Source organism: Rhodopseudomonas sp. BR0G17, from assembly GCF_010907025.1.
GTDB classification, from domain to species: Bacteria; Pseudomonadota; Alphaproteobacteria; order Rhizobiales; family Xanthobacteraceae; genus Rhodopseudomonas; species Rhodopseudomonas palustris_H.
The window spans coordinates 1-18,807 of record NZ_QUML01000044.1 but is presented as its reverse complement, the minus strand read 5'-3'; the positions used below and the strand labels follow the sequence as shown (position 1 = coordinate 18,807).

21 protein-coding genes are annotated in these 18,807 nt (G+C 65.5%); 9 read left to right on the top strand and 12 right to left on the bottom strand.

The genetic code is table 11. The annotated features are described in order from the left end of the window. Positions 1–12: 12 nt before the first annotated feature. The 3 genes from DY467_RS23210 to DY467_RS23200 all read right to left on the bottom strand — a co-directional run bounded on the left by DY467_RS23210 (position 13) and on the right by DY467_RS23200 (position 2,872). Positions 13–1,227 (bottom strand): ABC transporter substrate-binding protein, encoded by a 1,215-nt coding sequence (locus tag DY467_RS23210; RefSeq protein ID WP_164639281.1) that lies wholly within the window; start codon positions 1,225–1,227, stop codon positions 13–15. A 75-nt stretch (positions 1,228–1,302) separates the two neighbouring features. Continuing rightward, entirely contained in the window at positions 1,303–1,623 is a 321-nt protein-coding gene (locus DY467_RS23205; protein ID WP_012495408.1) for a 2Fe-2S iron-sulfur cluster-binding protein, read from the bottom strand. 10 nt (positions 1,624–1,633) lie between these two features. After that, positions 1,634–2,872: a cytochrome P450 gene (locus DY467_RS23200; protein ID WP_164639279.1), complete on the bottom strand. Its 1,239-nt coding sequence runs from the start codon at positions 2,870–2,872 to the stop codon at positions 1,634–1,636. 79 nt (positions 2,873–2,951) lie between these two features. Here DY467_RS23200 and DY467_RS23195 point away from each other — a divergent pair, with 79 nt between their 5' ends. After that, a complete protein-coding gene (locus DY467_RS23195; RefSeq protein ID WP_011157376.1) occupies positions 2,952–3,467 on the top strand; it encodes a MarR family winged helix-turn-helix transcriptional regulator in 516 nt (171 codons plus the stop codon). A gap of 294 nt (positions 3,468–3,761) precedes the next feature. Here DY467_RS23195 and DY467_RS23190 read toward each other — a convergent pair whose 3' ends face one another. Together DY467_RS23190 and DY467_RS23185 are read right to left on the bottom strand one after the other, a co-directional pair. Continuing rightward, positions 3,762–4,505 (bottom strand): sulfite exporter TauE/SafE family protein, encoded by a 744-nt coding sequence (locus tag DY467_RS23190; RefSeq protein ID WP_164639277.1) that lies wholly within the window; start codon positions 4,503–4,505, stop codon positions 3,762–3,764. Between the two features lie 52 nt (positions 4,506–4,557). Continuing rightward, complete coding sequence (locus DY467_RS23185; protein WP_107355025.1) at positions 4,558–5,070, bottom strand: YcgN family cysteine cluster protein; 513 nt, start codon at positions 5,068–5,070, stop codon at positions 4,558–4,560. Between the two features lie 270 nt (positions 5,071–5,340). On the opposite strand from DY467_RS23185, the gene DY467_RS23180 reads away from it, so the two are divergent. Genes DY467_RS23180 through DY467_RS23170 form a run of 3 tightly spaced genes read left to right on the top strand, consistent with a single transcriptional unit; the run spans position 5,341 to position 8,802 of the window. Beyond that, positions 5,341–7,614 (top strand): transglycosylase domain-containing protein, encoded by a 2,274-nt coding sequence (locus DY467_RS23180; protein WP_164639275.1) that lies wholly within the window; start codon positions 5,341–5,343, stop codon positions 7,612–7,614. A gap of 43 nt (positions 7,615–7,657) precedes the next feature. Continuing rightward, on the top strand, positions 7,658–8,236 hold the full coding sequence (locus DY467_RS23175; protein WP_164639273.1) for a DUF1214 domain-containing protein: 579 nt from the start codon (positions 7,658–7,660) through the stop codon (positions 8,234–8,236). Next, the gene (locus tag DY467_RS23170; protein WP_164639271.1) at positions 8,233–8,802 is read left to right on the top strand and encodes a DUF1254 domain-containing protein; all 570 of its coding nucleotides are present in this window, start codon (positions 8,233–8,235) and stop codon (positions 8,800–8,802) included. The genes DY467_RS23175 and DY467_RS23170 overlap by 4 nt, the downstream gene beginning before the upstream one ends. Positions 8,803–8,883: 81 nt before the next feature. On the opposite strand, the gene DY467_RS23165 is transcribed toward DY467_RS23170, so the two are convergent. From DY467_RS23165 to DY467_RS23155, 3 genes are all read right to left on the bottom strand, one after another. Beyond that, positions 8,884–9,765 carry an oxygenase MpaB family protein gene (locus DY467_RS23165; protein WP_164639270.1) on the bottom strand — a complete coding sequence of 294 codons (882 nt, stop codon included), beginning with the start codon at positions 9,763–9,765 and terminating at the stop codon, positions 8,884–8,886. A gap of 154 nt (positions 9,766–9,919) precedes the next feature. After that, positions 9,920–10,702 carry a hypothetical protein gene (locus DY467_RS23160; RefSeq protein WP_164639268.1) on the bottom strand — a complete coding sequence of 261 codons (783 nt, stop codon included), beginning with the start codon at positions 10,700–10,702 and terminating at the stop codon, positions 9,920–9,922. 17 nt (positions 10,703–10,719) lie between these two features. Further along, entirely contained in the window at positions 10,720–10,920 is a 201-nt protein-coding gene (locus tag DY467_RS23155; protein WP_164574119.1) for a hypothetical protein, read from the bottom strand. Between the two features lie 179 nt (positions 10,921–11,099). Between DY467_RS23155 and DY467_RS23150 the strand changes: the two genes are divergently transcribed. From DY467_RS23150 to DY467_RS23140, 3 genes are all read left to right on the top strand, one after another. Then, positions 11,100–11,630, top strand: a complete 531-nt coding sequence (locus DY467_RS23150) for a hypothetical protein (protein ID WP_164639266.1) — start codon at positions 11,100–11,102, stop codon at positions 11,628–11,630. Between the two features lie 79 nt (positions 11,631–11,709). Then, positions 11,710–12,777, top strand: coding sequence for a polysaccharide deacetylase family protein (locus DY467_RS23145; protein WP_164639264.1), 1,068 nt, complete (start codon positions 11,710–11,712; stop codon positions 12,775–12,777). A gap of 151 nt (positions 12,778–12,928) precedes the next feature. Next, positions 12,929–13,903: a DUF2336 domain-containing protein gene (locus DY467_RS23140; protein ID WP_107355010.1), complete on the top strand. Its 975-nt coding sequence runs from the start codon at positions 12,929–12,931 to the stop codon at positions 13,901–13,903. Between the two features lie 128 nt (positions 13,904–14,031). Here DY467_RS23140 and DY467_RS23135 read toward each other — a convergent pair whose 3' ends face one another. The 3 genes from DY467_RS23135 to DY467_RS23125 all read right to left on the bottom strand — a co-directional run bounded on the left by DY467_RS23135 (position 14,032) and on the right by DY467_RS23125 (position 17,138). After that, positions 14,032–14,373 (bottom strand): DUF1491 family protein, encoded by a 342-nt coding sequence (locus tag DY467_RS23135; protein ID WP_107343827.1) that lies wholly within the window; start codon positions 14,371–14,373, stop codon positions 14,032–14,034. A 142-nt stretch (positions 14,374–14,515) separates the two neighbouring features. After that, entirely contained in the window at positions 14,516–15,316 is an 801-nt protein-coding gene (locus DY467_RS23130) for a peptidoglycan-binding domain-containing protein (protein WP_349627681.1), read from the bottom strand. Then, positions 15,309–17,138, bottom strand: a complete 1,830-nt coding sequence (locus DY467_RS23125; RefSeq protein WP_164639262.1) for a PAS domain-containing sensor histidine kinase — start codon at positions 17,136–17,138, stop codon at positions 15,309–15,311. The genes DY467_RS23130 and DY467_RS23125 overlap by 8 nt, the downstream gene beginning before the upstream one ends. A 406-nt stretch (positions 17,139–17,544) precedes the next feature. On the opposite strand from DY467_RS23125, the gene DY467_RS23120 reads away from it, so the two are divergent. Together DY467_RS23120 and DY467_RS23115 are read left to right on the top strand one after the other, a co-directional pair. Next, complete coding sequence (locus DY467_RS23120) at positions 17,545–17,967, top strand: DUF5330 domain-containing protein (protein ID WP_164639260.1); 423 nt, start codon at positions 17,545–17,547, stop codon at positions 17,965–17,967. Positions 17,968–18,082: 115 nt separating this feature from the next. Then, positions 18,083–18,511 (top strand): SufE family protein, encoded by a 429-nt coding sequence (locus tag DY467_RS23115; RefSeq protein ID WP_164639258.1) that lies wholly within the window; start codon positions 18,083–18,085, stop codon positions 18,509–18,511. Between the two features lie 27 nt (positions 18,512–18,538). On the opposite strand, the gene DY467_RS23110 is transcribed toward DY467_RS23115, so the two are convergent. Continuing rightward, on the bottom strand, positions 18,539–18,807 hold a 269-nt coding region (locus tag DY467_RS23110; protein WP_246701622.1), incomplete at its 5' end, for a DUF6456 domain-containing protein.

Below are 18,807 nucleotides of genomic sequence, written 5' to 3'. Positions count from 1 at the left end.
TGACAGCCCCGACTACTTCACCAGCTCACACCCGCCCTCGGCGATCGGACGGAACGCCTTGTCGGCGGCGATGGTCGAAACCAGGCGATAATAGTCGTAAGGATATTTCGACTCCTCCGGCTTCTTCACCTCGAACAGATACATCGGGTGCACGACGCGACCGTCCTGCCGGATGGTGACGTCGCCGAACAGCTTGTCCTTGCCGCTGAACTTCTTCATCTGGGGCACGACGTCCTTGGCGTCATCGCTTCCGGTGGCCGCGACGGCGTTGAGATAGGCCAGCGTCGAGGCATAGACGCCGGCTTGGTTGCCGCTCGGCATCTTGCCGTTCATGCCGGGCCGCTGCGCGAACCGCTTGGCGAAGGCGCGCGTGTCGTCGTTCATGTCCCAATAGAACGCTTCCATCAGCTGCAGGCCCTGCGCCACCTTCAGGCCCATGCCGTGGATATCGTTGATGAACAAGAGGAACGCGACCAGCTTCTGCCCGCTCTGCTGAATGCCGAATTCGGCCGCCTGCTTGACGCTGTTGATGGTGTCGCCGCCGGCATTGGCGAGGCCGATCACGCCCGCCTTCGAAGATTGCGCCTGCAGCAGGAACGAGGCGAAGTCCGACGTGCCGAGCGGATGCTTGGCGGAGCCGAGCACCTTGCCGCCATGCGCCTCGATGTACTTGGCGGCTTCGGCTTCAATGCCCTTGCCGAGCGCATAGTCCACCGTGATGAAGTACCAGTCCTTGCCGCCCCGCTGCATCATCGCCGCGGCGGTGGTGTTGCCGGTCGCCCAGGTGTCGTTGACCCACTGGATGGTGTTGGGCGAGCAGGCCTTGCCGGTAAGATCGGAGCTCGCCGTCGACGACGCCAGGAACGTCATCTTGGTGCCGCGCAGCAGCGTGTTGATCGACAGCCCGACCGCCGAATTCGGCACGTCGACGATCGCGTCGACGCCCTCGTTGTCGAGCCAGCGGCGGGCGATGGCGTTGCCGACGTCGGCCTTGTTCTGGTGATCGGCATAGACGATCTCGACCTTGAGGTTCTTGCCGCCGCCGGCGAAATCCTCGGCCGCCATCCGTGCCGCTTCGACCGAGCCCATGCCGTTAGTGTCCTGGAAGATGCCGGAAATGTCGTTGAGCACGCCGACGCGCACGACATTGCCGGAAACCTCGGCGTTGGCAGTGCCGTACAACAGGCACGCGGCCGCGAGGCCGAGCAGGCCCTTGGTTGGTGTCATTTGGTTTCTCCCTCGGTGTTTTGATTGTTTGTTGAATGGGCCGCAGCGGGTCGTTGCCCCCTACGGTAGCGCTGCTCAGACCTGACGATCCGGAATCCGCAAGATCAGGCCATCGAGATCGGACGACAGCTTGATTTGGCACGACAGCCGGCTGTTCGGCAGCCGCTCGGCGGCAGTGCCGTCGAGCAGATCGTCCTCATCGCCGGCGACCGCAGGCAGCTTCTCGAGCCCGTGCTCGACATAGACGTGACAGGTCGCGCACACGGCATTGCCGCCGCATTCAGCGACGACGCCGTCGAGTCCGAGGCTGAGCGCGGCATACATCGCAGTGTCGCCGACCGCGGCCTCGGTGGTGCGGCGCTCGCCATCGGGAAGAATGAACGTGATACTTGGCATCATGGGCCCCTCAGGCAGGCGTCAGTTGGATCGGCAGGCTCTCCAGCCCGCGTAGCGTATTGTTGAAGCGGCGCTTCAAAGGCCCGGCGATCTCGATCGCCGCCACCTTCCGAGCCAGCGCGGCGAGCACCACCTCGCCCTCGAGCCGGGCGACAAGCTGACCGACGCACATGTGCACCCCCGAACCGAAGCCGACATGGCCCGAGGTTTTGCGTGTGATGTCGTAGCGGTCCGGATCGTCCCAGCGCCGCGGATCGCGGTTGGCGGAGCCGAGGAACATCAGCACCTTCTCGCCCTCCCCGATCGTGGTTCCGGCGAGTTCGACCTCGCGCGTGGTGGTGCGGAAGAAGGTCTGCACCGGGCTCTCGAACCGCACAGCTTCTTCGAAGGCGTTGCGGGCCAGCGACGGATCGGCGCGCAGCCGCGCGAACTCGTCCGGAAAACGCGCCAGGCAGTACACCGCCGCAGCAATGCCGTTGACGGTGGTGTCGAGGCCCGCCGAGAGCAGCGACCGCACCAGCAGCGGGGCCTCCTCGGGCGTGATCTCGCCGGTGTCGCTGAAGGCGTGGATACAGGCGCCGAAACCGCCAGGCGCGAGGTTCGGCCGCTGGCACTGCTCGGCAACATAGGCCTGATGCGGCGCCGAGCGTTCGATCGCGCTCTGCCGCAGTTCGTTCGGCGGCCCGAACGCGTTGAACACGAGACCCGCATAGGGCAGCAGATTCTCGCGCCCCTCCTGCTTCAGGCCCATCGCATCGGGAAACACCGATAGCGGATAGGCTTCGGCAAGGTCGGCGATCGCATCGATATTGCCGCCGCGGGCCAGCAGTTCATCGATCTTGGCGTCCGCCGCCGCCGCGAAGCCGTCACGCAGCCGCTTCATCGTCGCCGGCGACAGCACCTTGCTGAGCACCGCGCGGGTGCGGGTATGAGCCGGCGGGTCGGCCTCGAGGATCAGGCTCGGCGGCCGCCACGGCTTCTCCTTCTTGAAATCGCTCAGGCCAACGCCGCGGCTGGAGCAGAAGGTGAGCGGATCGTTGAGCACCGCATAAACTTCGGCGTAGCGGGCGACGCCATAGACGTTCCACTTGTCGAGATACACCACCGGGCCCGCCTCGCGCAGCGTCTCCTGCTCCGGATAGGGATCGGCGAAGTAGTCCAGCGCGAACGGATCGATACCCAGATGCGGAACACCTGCGCCGTGCTGGGACGGCGTGGTAACCGGCACCGATGAGGGAGCCGTGGTCATGTTGTCCTCCTCAATCGCCACTTGTGAAATGCCGTGGCATGTCCTTATGTCGGCGCATGCATTCGCAGCCGACATCCCCATGACCGGTGCATCCCGTCCGCCAAAATCCCGGCGATCTGCCGCGGCCGCGCCGAGCCCCGAAGGTCTCACACTCGATCTGGAGCGTTACGTTCCAGCCTTCATCACCTTCATCGCCAACAAGCTGTCGAACAGCGCCACGGCGTTCTATCAGGGCAATTTCGGCGTCAACGTCACGGAATGGCGGATCATGTCGCTGCTGGCGATCGAGCCGGGCATTTCGGCGGCGCGGATCTGTCAGGTGATCGGCTTCAACAAGGGACCGGTCAGCCGCACGCTGTCCGACATGCAGTCGCGCGGGCTGATCACCATCCGCGTCGATCCGAACGACGCCCGCACGCATTCGATCTCGCTTACCGGCAAAGGCCGCGCCACCCATGACAAGGTGATCGTCGCCGCGCTGGAGCGCGAACGGAAGCTGATGTCGTGCCTGAGTGCGGACGAGCAGGAAGTGCTGATCGATCTGTTGCGCCGGCTGCACAACAATCTCGGCGCGGTCACCGGCGAAACCACCTGAACCGCCGCGCGGCGCTGCACGCCGTGCATCCTGCTTGCGCATGATCGCGGACACGTCTCCGCGACAGCCGGCCGCTGTGCTGCCGAGCATGGCTCCTCCCCGAACCGGCGACTGGGTCGCTCTTGTTCAGAACAATTCTCACAGATCAGTTGCCTTGGCAACGAATAAGTTGGCGCGTGTTTCGGCAGGCGCGACGGGCTCATTCGCAAGCGCGAACAAGCTCCGTGCATCACCGATGAGTCAGAAATGAAGTTTGGTTGCCGGCTCGGGATCAGCCGAACCGGCATTGATCCGCTACGCCTGGCGCCAGAACAACCCGATCGTCAGCGCAATGCCGAGGGCGACGACGCCGATCCGCAGCCAGGTCTCGTTGACCCGGCGCAGCACCCAGACGCCGAGCAAGTAACCGACGGTCGACGACACCGCGAGCACCAGTGCCTCCAGCCATTTCACCTCGGGCGAGAACGCGAACATCGCCACCGCCGAGGCGTTCATCGCGGCCGCCAGCGCGTTCTTGGTGGCGCCGGCGTTGCGCGCGGTCATGCCGGCGATCGACAGCGCCGCCATCATCAGAAAGCCGATGCCGCCGCCGAAGTAACCGCCATAGATCGAAATTAGAAACTGAATCCCGATCAGCACCGGCGCGCCGACGTGCCGCGCCTGCGCACTTGGTTTGCGGCCGAAGCTGCCCCACGCGAACATCGCGGTGGCGAACAGCACCAGCCACGGGATCATCTTGGCGAACACCGTCGGCGGCGTGATCAGCAGCAGCAGCGCACCGGCCGCCCCGCCGGCGAGGCTGGTGAACACCAACGCCCGGAAGGTGACCTCGCCAACGCCGCGGACCATGCCGCGGCCGGCGTAGCCCGAAGCGAGCTGGCCGGGAAACAGCGCGACCGTCGAGGTGATGTTCGCCGACAGCGGCGTCATCCCGGCGAACAGCAGCGCCGGCAACGTCACGAACGACCCGCCGCCCGCGAGCGTGTTCTGAACGCCGGCCCACAGGCCGGCGACGGCGATGATGATCAGCGCGGTCATGCAAGTCCTTCAATAGAGCGGCGGCGGGCGCCGCCGGCAGCAAGATAAGGGGCTACCTCGGCCGTTGCTTGAGCTTGGCGCGCTTGGGCAGTAGCGCCGGCCACGACACGATGTGATCTTCCAGCTCCTCGACCGGGACCTCGGTCTCGGTCCGCTCGACCCGCCCCCGCACCGAGACGCCGGCCTCGTGGACGGTATTCGGATCGCCGGAGATCAGCGGGTGCCACCAGTACAGGTCGCGCCCCTCGGCAACCAGCTTGTAGGCGCAGCTCGGCGGCAGCCAGGTCAGTTCGCGAACCTCTTTCGGAGTGAGCCGCACGCAGTCCGGCACCCGGTCCGACCGGTTCGGATAATCCCGGCAGGCGCAGGCGCCCGCATCGAGCAGGCGGCAGCCGACCTCGGTGAAGTAGATCCGCCCGGTGTCTTCGTCCTCGAGCTTTTCCAGGCAGCAGCGCGCGCAGCCGTCGCACAGGCTCTCCCATTCGGTCGGGGAGAGCTGTTCCAACGTCTTGGTCTTCCAGAAGAAACCGTCTTGCGCGGACGGCTTCTTGGGGCGCGCGGTCATGCCTTGGATGCTGCTTTGCGGTGGTGAGGTCGCCGTTCTAGGGGGAGTTTGCCCGGCGGCGCAAGCGCTTAGCCGGCATGGCTGGGTCCGGAACACCCGCGGTGGTTTCGGCTACACCGAAAAATCCTGCACGACCATTGGTTTATCGGGCATGCTCGGGTAGAAGGAATCAGATTCCCAAAGCTCGCCCGCCCTCGCCTTGCGATCGCCGCAACATTGCGCAAGACGAACAGCGCCTGTGAGGCGTGCTGATGTGATTGGTCGAACCCGGTGCCGAAGATTCTGCCAGACAATTGGAAGCAGCGGATCCGGAATTGGTTTCTGGACCTCGACGCCCGGCTCGACTCGACGCTGTTCTCATCGGCGGTCGGTATCAGAGAGCTGTGGGAGCGGTTCTCGACCTATATGGACCGCTTCTATGTCGGCGGCTGGAAGCGCTGGGTGTTCATCGAGCCGCTGTCGGAAGCCGCCTCGATCGGGCTGCTCGGCCTCGTCGCGCTGCTGGCGCTGGCGCAGCCGGCATTCCGCGAGACCTCGGACGAGGACTGGCTGAAGAAGTCCGACCTCGCCGTTACCTTCCTCGATCGCTACGGTAATCCGATCGGCAGCCGCGGCATCAAACACAACGACGCGATCCCGCTCGAGGACTTCCCGGACAACCTGATCAAGGCCACCCTCGCCACCGAGGACCGCCGCTTCTACGATCATTTCGGCATCGACGTCGCCGGCACGCTGCGCGCGCTGGTGACCAACGCCCAGGCCGGCGGCGTGCGCCAGGGCGGCTCGTCGATCAGCCAGCAGCTCGCCAAGAACCTGTTCCTGTCCAACGAGCGCACGCTCGAACGCAAGATTAACGAAGCGTTCCTGGCGATCTGGCTGGAAACCCGGCTGACCAAGAACGAGATCCTGAAACTGTATCTCGACCGCGCCTATATGGGCGGCGGCACCTTCGGCGCCGACGGCGCGGCCCACTTCTATTTCAACAAGTCGGTGCGCGATGTGAACCTCGCCGAGGCGGCGATGCTCGCCGGCCTGTTCAAGGCGCCCACCAAATACGCCCCGCACATCAACCTCCCCGCCGCCCGAGCCCGCGCCAACCAGGTACTCGACAATCTGGTCGACGCCGGCTTCATGACCGAGGGCCAGGTGTTCGGCGCTCGTCGTAATCCGGCCTCGGTGGTCGACCGCCGCGACGAGAACTCGCCGAACTACTATCTCGATTGGGCGTTCGACGAAGTCCGCAAGATCGTCGACACCTTCCCGAAGTCGTACACCGAGCGCGTATTCGTGGTCCGCACCGCGATCGACATGAACGTGCAGCGCGCCGCCGAGAGCGCGATCGAGAATCAGCTCCGGCAGTTCGGCCGCGATTATCACGCGACCCAGGCCGCCACCGTAGTGTCCGATCTCGATGGCGGCGTGCGCGCGATGGTCGGCGGCCGCGACTATGGCTCCAGCCAGTTCAACCGCGCGGTCGACGCCTATCGCCAGCCGGGTTCGTCGTTCAAGCCTTACGTTTACACCACGGCGCTGCTGAACGGCTTCAAGCCGACCTCGATCGTGGTCGATGGCCCGGTCTGTCTCGGCAACTGGTGCCCGCAGAACTATGGCCACTCCTATTCCGGCTCGGTGACGCTGACCCAAGCGATCACCCGCTCGATCAACGTGGTGCCGGTGAAGCTGTCGATCGCGATCGGCGGCAATCCCAAGAACCAGTGGGACTCGGCCAAGAAGGGCCGCGCCAAGATCGTCGAGGTGGCGCGCCGGTTCGGCCTCACGGCGCCGCTGCTCGACACCCCCTCGCTGCCGATCGGTTCGACCGAAGTCACCGTGGTCGAGCATGCGGTCGCCTACGTGACCTTCCCCAACAAGGGCATGGCGGTGAAGCCGCACGCGGTACTGGAGATCCGCACCGGCGCCGGCGACCTGGTGTGGCGCTGGGACCGCGACGGCCCGCAGCCGCGGCGCGCGATCCCCGCCAACATCGCCGCCGATATGGCCGGGATGATGAGCCACGTCGTCACCGAGGGCACCGCACGGCGCGCGCGGCTCGACGGCATTCCGGCAGCCGGCAAGACCGGCACCACCAATGCCTATCGCGACGCCTGGTTCGTCGGCTACACCGGCAACTTCGCTTGCGCGGTGTGGTACGGCAACGACGACTACTCGCCGACCAACCGGATGACCGGCGGCTCACTGCCGGCGCAAACCTGGCACGACATCATGGTTGCGGCGCATCAGGGCGTCGAGGTCAAGGAGCTGGCCGGCGTCGGCATGGGCGAGAAGCTGCCGGCGACGCCGGGCGAACGTGCTGCGGGCGCTGAGAGCGCCGAAGTCAAAGCGGCTCCGCCACCGGTGCTGACGCGGCGCGGCGCCGAGATCCTGGTGCGGGTGGAGAAGATGCTCGACGATACCAGCCGCGCGCTCGATTCCGCCCCTGCTCCGGCGACCGGCCGCAAGGTGTCGACCGGCACGGTGGGCCTCACTGACAGCATGGCGGCGGCGGTGCCCGGCTCCGCCCCGGCAGCGGCCCAGAAGAATTGAGCGCGGCGATGCGACTGACGATGACATCGGGGATGGCTGCGACGTGCGCCTGATCGTCCTCACTCTGCTGGCCCTGCTGATCGCCGCCGGCGTCGGCATCGGTGCCACCTGGATCACCGCGACGCGCGGCACCGATTTTGGCACGCTGACGATCGGCGCCTGGACGGCGCGGCCGCGGGTCGGCACCTCCGAGGTCGATCCTTACGCTCGCGCCGCGATCGTGCGCAGCGGCGCGCTACCAGTCGGCGCTGGCGACGGCATCTCGTTCCTCGCCACCACCGACGATAACAAGCGCCCGCTTGACGGCCGCTGCGACGTCGAAATCAGCGGCGTCACTCCCGCCGCGCGGTTCTGGACGCTGACGCTGTACGATCCGCGGGGCAATCTGGTGGCCAATACGCTGGAGCGCTACGGCTTCACCAGCCAGGAAATCATTCGCGACGCCGAAGGCAAGTTCAGCATCCGGATCGCGGCCCGTGCCCGCGGCGGCAATTGGCTGCCGACCGGAGGCGTCGACCGCTATTGGCTGATGCTGCGGCTGTACGATACCCCGGTCGGCATCGCCACCCGAACCCAACGCGACGCGCCGATGCCGGCGGTCGCCATCATCGGCTGCCCATGATCCGCTTCGCCATCGCCATCATTGCCGGACTGGTCCTTGGCGGCATCGTGCATCTCGTCACCGTCCTGGTGCTGCCGCGGATCGCCGGCCAGGACGCCTATGCCCGGCTGGCACCGCTGACCCAGGTCAACGCGGTGACCCAGTTGCCGGACATCACGCCCAACAACGCGCCGCTGCCGCTGCTCGATCCGGCGTTCGCGATGGCGGTGTGCCGCTACGATCTGTCGAAGGGCCCGATCAAGCTGGCGGTGCCGGTGAGCCAAGCCTACACCGCAGTGTCGTTCTACACCCGCAGCGAAGTCGCCTACTACGCGATCAACGATCGCTCCGCCGGCCGCAAGGTGATCGAGCTCGATCTGATGACCGCCGAGCAGCACGCCGAGTTGCCGGAAGACGAAGATGTCACCTCGGCCGACCGCCTGATCATCGACTCGCCTACTCCCACCGGCCTGATCGTGATGAAGGCGCTCGCCTCGGAGCCAGGCTTGATGCCGCAAGCCCGCGCCGCACTGAAAGCAGCGACCTGCAAGGTGCAGTCGGAGCCGCCAGCGAAGTCGCAGTCGTAATCGCCACGAGTGACAATGCGAGCCGCGTTCTCTCGCTCGCGGCGCTACCTTGTTTATCGAACCACGCGTGGCACCAAGCCGTCAGGCGCCCTTGGTGCGCGGAAACGTGCCCAGCTCCTCGATATTGTAGCCTTCCGGATAGGTGCGGCCGCCGATCTCCTGCCACTTAGGCGCTCGACGCTTCGGCAGCAGCTTCAGGATCGCACGGCGCAATCCGAGCCCGCCGAGCACGAGCACGCGCAGCGGCGCCGACGGATAGGTGAACCCTAATGCCTCGACCAACGGACGGTCGGTGATTGCCAGCGCGACCTGCCGTCCGCCGCGATGCAGAATCCGCGGCACGAAGTAATCCGACAACACGAGATCGATCGTGCGTTCGGAGATCAGCCGGTTCGACTCCGCATAGACGAACCGCGTCCGCTCGAACTCGTCTGCGAACGCGCGAAACGAGTGGATGTCCGGATAGAGACCATCGATGCCCATCCGGCGGCCGAACTCGTTCCAATAAACGAACCACAGATGCTGCTCGGTCTCGGTCATCGGCCGATGACCAAAGCGGCCGACCCAGTCGATCGGCGAAAACACGAAGGTCGACAGAACGTAGAGGTAGTCGTCCGTGGCAATACGATATCGTCCGTGCATCGCATTGATCCGCGCGAACGAGCGGCGTGCCCGGTCGCTGTCGAGGCCGTTGCGCAGCACCTCGCGGATCAGAAGTGCGGTGTCGTCGTATCGCTTCGACACGCGCTCGGAGAATTCACCGGTCCGCGCCAGCAGGCCCGAAATCGACGGGACCGCGTAGGTACGTAGCAGCGCAAATTCCAGCGCCTTGTTGATGTCCCATGGAAAGTCGATGTGAGCCAGGCGCCAAACTGTCCGCTGCGCTTCTGCCAATTCAGGCGCGCCGTCCGGCACGCTCAATCCGTCGGCAGTCGTCACCTGCGGTTCAAGAGAGTCGATCATCAGCGCTTCCTCCAAAAGCGACGCGCAGATTGGTGCGCAGGAGGAAGCGCGGTCTTGCGTAGAGAAGCTGACAGGCAGTCGCCCATATACGGCATCGCGCCATCGAATGATGCGGCGCGATATCGGCTGATCACTCGCGTGAGCTACGTAAGGCTCAGCCCTTCCGCACGACTGCCCCGCTTTGCGGCGCAGCGGGCTTGGCCAACTGGCCGAGATTGGCGGCCTGCAATTCCAGTTCGGCAATCAGGCGGTCGGCGTCGGCGGCGATGCCGTCGGGCGCCATGATCACCAGCCGCTCCAGCGCCCAGCGATATGACGACGCGCGCCGACGCAGGCACTGCTGCACCCATTGCACGATCAGCGAATTCTCTTCCATCCGCGCCACTGCGTCCGCGCGTTCATTCGGCGACAGATCGGCGATGTATTTTAGGCTCGCGTTGCGCTTCTGGTCGAGTTCGAGCACCCGCGCCGCGGTGAACTGAAACGGCTCGATCATCGTCAGGTCGTTGCGGACATCCTGGATCAGCTCGTTGTAGCGGGAGGAGTGCGAGCGATGCGGCTCGTCGATCAGCAGCTTGCCGTAGGCGGTGCGATCAAACGGCGGCTGCTGCCGCCACGGCGCTGCGATCGGCTGGTAATCACCGAACACGCTCTTCCATGCGGGCCGTGCATGCGGCGCCTCGATCAGCGGATACGCCATGTCGCGCATGTTGCGCTCTTGGTCGGTGAGCTGAAACGCCGACGCTTGCAGGCCGATGCTGCCGGTGGCTTCGGCGCCAATCCAGCGATGCATGTCGTCGGTGACGAAGTCGCGCCTCGTGCGTCCGAAATCACCGCCAGCACAGCCGCCGAGCACGACAGCCGCTAGGGTGGGAAGGAGCAGAACCGTTCGGGCGGCCCTACCCCGGATCAGGACCGGACGGCCGACCGCGGACATCGATAAGCTTCTTCGGTTCAGGAGCGGGCGCGGCGGCGGCGACGCCGGCCGGGCGCATCGCCCTGTTTGGGCCCGCCGTCGCTGCCGGCATCGGCGTGACGCTCGATCCGGATCACCGGGAGGATGGTCACGGTGGCGGAGTGATCGGACGGCGCGACCATGGACGAGCCCGGCCGCCGCGATGCCGCATCCGCCGGAAATTCAATGATGGTGCCCATACCGGTCTCTCCGCGTCCTTTCCTGCGACCCGATCACGGTGCGTCGCATTAAGGAGCCGTTATGGTTAATGCACTGTTAATGGCGGAGCTGTCCGCGGTTGCAACCGTCACGGGTGGGGTGATAGCTTTGAAGCCCCTGGGGACGGGAACTTGACGTCGACGTGAGGCTTGTGACCTCCATGATCGAGATTCCGCCATCCGATCTGCGCGCTAGTCGCTTCCCCGCCCTCGGCCCCCAGCCGATCGCGATTGCGGCCGCAGCCCTGCTGCTGATCATCGCCGGGATCGGCACCATCTTTCTGTGGCGCATTGCAACCGGCACCAGCCCTGAACAGGAACGTGTCGCCGCCGGTCGTCAGGTGCAGGCCCGTGTCGCGCAGACCTCCGAACAGCTGGTGGAGCGCACCAAGGGTCTGGAGCTGACGCAGCAGCAATCGATCGACCAACTGCAGGCGCTGCAGGATCAGCTTGCGCAGATCGAAAGACTGGTCGCCGCCCAGCGCAGCGAGACCAAGAAACTGTCGGAACAGGTCGGAGAGATCGGCACCAATCTCGACAGCCTGCGGCAGTCCTTCGCCCAGGCCCAGCCGGCGGACACCGCCGAGCGGCCAACCGCGCGATTACGGCCTGTCGCGCATGCCTCGCGCGGCAAAGCCGGCAAACCTCGCGCCACCAAATCGCAACGCAAACGCATCAAACCGCGCAGATAGCTCAAATTGCATACCGCTGCTTAACCAATTTGCGACCAAGTTCGCTGGGGCAAGCGGCTAGTATGTGTGGGAGTTGATGATGCGTAAATTTGCGGTGCTGGCGGCCGGCTGTAGCACGCTGGCTGTTCTGGTCGGGCTCGGTGCCGGCCGCGCGTGGTTTACCCTCACCCCCTCCAAGATCGACGCCGCCCGCGCTCCGTCCGCTTCGGAAGAAATCACCACCGGCACGATTGCTGCGCGTTGGCCCACGCCCGTCGGCACGCCTCCCCGTGCAGCGCAGAGCCCTGCCCCCAACATCCAGCCGGCCCGCGCGACCGCCGCTGATCCTGCGATGACCGCCAAGCCCGCTGCGCTGCCGGCTCCGGTGCGGCAGGCCTGCAGCAATCCGAACGCGCTGGGCATCTCGCGCACCGTCGAGATCGACACCTCGGGCGGCCCGGGCCTCGGCATGTCGCAGTATCGCGACTACGACTTCCTGCAGCCCGGCGAGGTCGCACTGACCTTTGACGACGGCCCGTGGCCGGTAAATACCCCCGCGGTGCTGGCAGCGCTGGAGGCGCAATGCGTCAAGGCGGTGTTCTTCCCGATTGGCAAGCATGCGAGCTGGCACCCGGCGATCCTCAAGCAGGTGATCGCCGCCGGCCACACCGTCGGTTCGCACACCTGGTCACACGTCAATCTCGCCAGCAAGCCGTTCGCCGAAGCCAAGAACGAAATCGAGAAGGGCATCAGCGGCGTGGTGCAGTCCGCAGGACAGCCGACCGCGCCGTTCTTCCGCTTCCCGCAACTGCGCCAGACGCCGGAGCTGAAGGCATATCTCGGCGAGCGCAACATCGCGACGTTCTCGATCGACGTCGACTCCGAAGACTTCCGAATTCACAAGCCGGATCAACTGATCAACGGCGTGATGGCCAAGCTCAAGAAGGCCGGCAAAGGCATCCTGCTGATGCACGACTTCCAGAAGTCGACCGCGCAGGCCCTGCCCGAGCTGCTCGCGCAGCTCAAGGCCGGCGGCTACAAGATCGTATTCATCACCGCCAAGGACCGGGTAACCACGCTACCGGAGTACGACGCCCAGGTCGCACCGGCGCAACCGACCGCTTCGACCGCAAAGCCGATCGCCAACGTGATCCGCACCGTCGATTAGCAGCCGCTGCTACCAAAATCGTGACTTCGACAGACGGGCGCTTCAAGCGCCCGTTCTTGCGTCTCCGACCTGCTTAACAAACCGTTGAGCTTAACTGGCTGTTAAAGCGACGGGGCTAAGCTTCCGGTAACTCGTACCATTTTGCGCCGCCATGACAACGTTCACACCCTTTCCCGGATACGACGGGCTGATGTCGCTGTCGCGCCGCGAAGGCGTCGACATTCGCCCGACGCTGCTCAGGGTGCTGACCGATCTCTATGTGCAGAGCCCGTCGCACACTGACGAGGAAGAGCGGCAGTTCGTCGAACTGACATCGCGGCTGATCGATGAGGTCGACGATGCGACCCGCGCGGTGGTACGCGCCCGGCTGTCGATCTATCCGCACACCCCGCGCGCGATCGCGCTGCGGCTGTCGCTATCGCCCTCAACCGATCAGCGCGTGCCTTTGGCCGCACCGATCCCCCCGGCTGATACCGCAGCTCCGGCGCGGCCGGCGCCGCGTATTCCGACCGAAGCCGAACAGCGCGCGTCCAGCCTGTCGATGCAGCCGGAAGACGCTGCGCAGCTGTCGGAGATGTTCTTCTCGGCGAGTTCGCAGGAGCGGACGCAGATCCTGTACAATCTTGCCGAGACGCCGCTGCGCCCGGCGGCGCGGATTCATCTGCCGCGGGCGATGCGGGCGATCGAAGTACTGCACATGGCGGCCTATGTGTCCGACGTCGAGAACTTCACCGCCGAACTCGGTGACGCACTGCTGCTCACGGCCCCGACGGCCGAGCGCGTCGTGTTCGATGAAGGCGGCGAAGCGCTCGCCTGCGCCCTGAAGGCACTGGGGATCAAAAGCCAGGTGTTCGAGCAGGTACTGATGTTCCTCGACCCGGTCAAAGGCTCGTCAGTCGAGTGGGTGTACCGGCTGTCGCGGCTGTACGATCGCTTGAGCGAACGCGCGGCGCTGATCATGCTGGCAGCTTGGCGCGGTGCCACCGTCGCTTCCACGCGCGCCAAATATCGCGCGGCACTTTACGACGATGAACGGCAGCGCGCCCGCAGCGCAACGCCGCAGGCGCGCCCTGCGGTTCAGCCTGGCGCCATCTGGACGCCACGCACCGGCACGACGCGCGGTTAGCGCGCTTCATTGGAAGTCGTTTAGTTCGTAACTCTCATCATGGCCGGCGGTACCGCGGCCATCCACGGATTCCCCCAAGACGTGGATGCCAAGGCCGAGCCCGGCATGACGCGGCAGAACAGCGCCGATTACTTCGCCAGATCGAGAAAGTGCCGCCCGGCGCGGTCTTCGGTTTCGACGATCCAGACGTCGGGATCGAACCGGATTTCCTTGGCGAGACGCGCCTCGACGTCGGCTTCGGGTTGGGGCGCCTGCGACGCCGGCACGAACACACGCTCGAATGGGCGCTCGTCGTCGTATGCGGTCTGTGGCGCCGGAACGTACAGCATCGCTTGTCCGTCCAAGGTCGCGACCTTGACGAACACCGCTCCCGCGTCCTCGGCCCCACGCCGGCGCACCGCGCCGAACACGCCCTCGGTCTGGCAGCGCCGCAAGTAAGCCGACACCCAAATCGCACTCTTCAGTCTCATGGGGTGGCTTGTAGAGGATTTTGGGATTGGCGCAAATCGGAAGCGGTGATCGCCCGTCAGAGACGTCGAGGCCTACGTCCACCCAAAATCAAGAGAAGCGACAGCGGTGTCTTTCGGGCAGACGGCCGCTGTCGACTTAGCACTAGTCGATCGGATGGCCGATCATCAGTCCAAGCTCGCGGACGACGCGGTCGGAGATCTGCCCCGTGACCGGCAGGTTGCGCGAGCGTTCGAAGCGAGCGATGGCGGCTTGGGTGTCTGAGCCGGCGGTGCCGGTCGGCTTGAGCTGGCCATAGCCATATTGCGTCAGCGCACGCTGCACCGAAGCGACCCGGCGCGACGACGGAGCGGCGGCCTCGCTAGCACCACTCGGGATCGCAGCCGGCGGCCGCGGCGCATTCACCGACGAGGCAGCACTATGCGGCGCGGTGGCGCGCACCAGATTGCCGAGCGGATCTTCGGCTTCGGCGCGGCCGCGCACAGGGCGCGCTTCCGGCCGACGCGTGTCGGCAGCCTTCGCCTCGACGGGGCGCACCTCGACCGGCCGCGTCTCCACCGGCTTGGCGGCTTCGACGGGTTTTGACTCAGGCTTGGTTTCGGACGGCTTCAGCTCGGTCACGGTCGGTTCGAGGAGCTTCTGATCGAGCACCTTGGTGTCGGCACGCGCCTCGGCGTCGACCGGGCGCGGACGCGGCAGCGTGACGATCGAAACCGACGCCGACGGCGCCGCCTTGCCGAACATCGGCGATGGGTGTTGGCCGGCCTGCATGAAGATCGCATTGGTCACGATCGCGATCACCGCGGCCGAGGCGAACATCGCCGCGACGAAATCCTTCGGGCTCGACAGCATCAGCCGCATCGCAAATCCACGCTCCTCGCTGTCCGCAACGGCTGCCGCCGCACCGCGACGCCGCGGTGCATCGTCCTTTCGCGTCTTAGGCACTCTTCTTCACCTGGTAGTCTGTCGCCGGCGAGTCTGCCGACATCGCCGGGTTCAACGTCGTCACGTTGCTCGCTGCCGGCAATGCCAACGGCAGCGACACCGTAACGGTGGTGCCGCAATCGATCTGGCTCTGCACCTCGATCTCGCCGCCGTGCATCCGCACCAGGCTCTTGACGATCGACAGCCCGAGGCCGGTGCCCTCGTGGCGACGCTGATAGGTCTTTCCAGCCTGGAAGAACGGATCGCCGAGGCGCTTCAGATCTTCTTCGGCAATGCCGACGCCGGTATCGGTAACGCGCAGCACCAGCCGGGCGCCTTCGACCGCGGCCGAGACGGTGACGGTGCCGCCCCGCTCGGTGAACTTGATCGCATTCGATACCAGGTTGAGCAGGATCTGCTTAAACGCCCGCGGATCGCCGACGACTTCCGGCAGGTTTTCCGGCGCGCGGGTGACGAGATCGATCCCGCTGTCGCGCGCCTTCAGCGCCAGCAGATTGCAGCAGTTGAGCAGTGCCGGGCGCGGTGCGAACGGCTCAGGCACGATCTCGAACGAGCCGGACTCCATCTTCGACATGTCGAGGATGCCATTGACCACCGACAACAGATGCTGACCGGAATCGTTGATGAGCTGCGCGTATTCCTTGCGCCGCTCCGGGCCGAGCATCAGCACGTCGTCCTGCAGGATCATGTCGGAAAAACCGATGATCGCGTTCAGCGGCGTCCGCAGCTCGTGGCTCATGGTGGCGAGGAAGCGGCTCTTGGCAGCATCGGCGCGATCGGCTTCGGCGCGCGCTTCGTCGAGCGCCTGCTCGTGGATCTTGCGCTCGGTAATGTCGCGCATCACCGCGACGACTTCGGTCTCGCCTGCGTTGGCGGCGGCTGTGGAGAGGCTCGGCTCAAGCGGCCGGCAGCGCATCTCGACCCAGACGAATTCAGCGGCCGACGGCCGGCCGCGCTCGTCGCGCGCGACCTCGCGGCGAATGCGGAATTCGACGCTGCCGGTCTCGCGGCCTCGCGCCGCATCAGACATGGCCTTCAAGTAAGCCGGTCGATCGGCGACGTGAACGCGATCGAACAGGCCGTGTTCGGCGAGCCGAGCTACCGGCGTGCCAAGCAGGTTCTCGGCCGCCGGCGAAATGAAGCGAACCGCGCCGTTACGATTGTGACGCGAGATGACGTCGCTCATGTTGCGGGCGAGCAGCCGGTAGCGCTCTTCTTCGACATTCAGCAGCGCGCCGTTGGTCCGCGCCAGCCATACCGCACCGTAAGCAAGGCCGGAGGCGTACAGCGCCGCCGACGTGATACCGAACGCTGCGAGCGTCGCGCTCGATGCGGCTCCGGCGGTTTGCGCCGGCAAAACGCCAAACAAGCCGAGCCCGATCAGCACCGCCGCGCCGCCGAGCGCCAGCGACGCCGCGAACATCACGGCGCGACGCGAGGCCGACAGCGCCGCTTCGATCGGGATCACCACCAGCCATACGGCCGCGAAAGATTGAATGCCACCGGTCAGTGCGGCGACGCCGATCACCAGCGCAGTCAGCGCCAGCGATGACAGAAAGTGCGCCTGCTCGTAGCGCCCAGTGCGCGACAGGAACCACGCCACCAGAATAGGCGCAATCAGCCACGCAAACGCAGCTGCCTCGAGCGCCGTCGGAGCGCCTCGCAAAACCAGATACAGTGGAAAGGCCGCGAAGGCGGCGAGGCTTCCGAGCAGACGCGGCGCAAGGAACGCACGATGCCGTGCAGTCGTCAGCGCGTCATAGCGCGCCGACGGATGCAGCAATGCATCGAGACATTCACCGATGATCCTGGATACTGCCACGCTTCTCGCGCTCGCTGGTCGCCTCGTAACGGGAGGCATTGTGGCGCCTCACGTGTGGTTGGCCGAACCTGTCAGAGCGACATTAAACGAACACTAAGGCGACCGCAGACGATGGCGTTCGGCCGCTTCTCCGCGCGTCGGCGCACCGCATTCAACCCGAATGGTGAACGCATGGTTTCAGCGACCGCCGCGATATGGTTTCGAATTGGTGGACGTAAACAGCGTGCGCGGTGAGAAAGCGTGCAACGTCAATCGAATATTTACGCCGAATCGGCTCGGCGGTGTTTTCAGCCGATTTCACTCGAATTGTAAGTAACCGATCCACTCCGAATTCATTGACCTTCGCTACGACGGAGCTCGATTGCGGGACCAATCGCAACGGGGATTTGGACGACGGGGTCGCGAGATGTTCTTTCTGCTTCGCTTGGCATTTTGGATCGGAGTGGTCCTGGTGTTTCTGCCGCGCGAGTCGACACCGGATTCGGAGAAGCTGCCGCAGATCGGCGCCTCGGAGGCGGTGTCTGCAGCGAGCGCCGCGGTGTCGGACTTCAGTCAATTCTGCAAGCGCCAGCCGGCGGCTTGCGAAGTCGGCGAACAGGCCGCGACGGTGATCGGCCATCGCGCGCAGGAAGGCGCGCGCAAGCTGTATCAGATCATCACCGAGAAGCGCGGCGAACCGACCGGTGCCATCGGCCCGAGCGACGCGCCCGATCCGTCGCTGGCGCCGCGCGACACGCTGACGGCGGAAGATCTGAAAATCGAGTGGAAGCTGCCCGGCGCCGAAACCGCATCGACCGATGCGGTCGCGAAGCCCACTGCCACCAATTAGGGCAATCCACGACCATCGGAGCAGGCGATTCTCGCTTTCGACCGCCTGCGAACCCATATATCTGTCGGTACAGGTTCCATCGCGAGCGAACCGCTACCGACAGATACGGGTCACGATGACGATTGACGAGATCAGGGACAATTTCGCGCTGCTCGACGAGTGGGACGACCGCTATCGGTACGTGATCGAACTCGGCCGCATGCTCGAGCCGATGCCCGAGGAAGAACACTCCTCCGCCAACAAGGTGCAAGGCTGTGCCAGCCAGGTGTGGCTGTCGCGCAAGCTGTCGCATAACGCCAACGGCGAGCCGGTGCTGAGCTATCTCGGCGACAGCGACGCGCACATCGTTCGTGGTCTGATCGCGATCCTGCTGACGCTGGTGTCGGGCCATACGCCGAAGGAGATCCTGGCGACGGAACCGATCGCGGTGTTCGACGAACTGGGCTTTCGCGAGCACCTGACGCCGCAGCGTTCCAACGGCCTGCGCTCGATGATCGAGCGGATCAAGGCCGACGCCCGCGAGACCCTCACCGCCTCGACCTGACGGACCGCTGGCGGCCGATCCGCCGCTTCACGGCACCACGAACGCGGCATCGTCTGTCAGCCAGCTTCGCAACCGGGTGGCCTGTGCGGTCCGGGGCGCAAGGCCGTAGTGCCGTGCCAACCGGTCCAGCGCGAGCTGCAGCACCACCTTGGCTGAGCGCGACGGCCAACCTCGTTCGCGCTCGACATCCTCGAGCCCGCGCAGGAAGCAACAAACGTCGAGCAGGATGCCGGAGAACTCCGGCCCGCAGGCTTCCAGCGCCAGCTGCACGCGCTGCCGCGCCGCCACCACCAGAT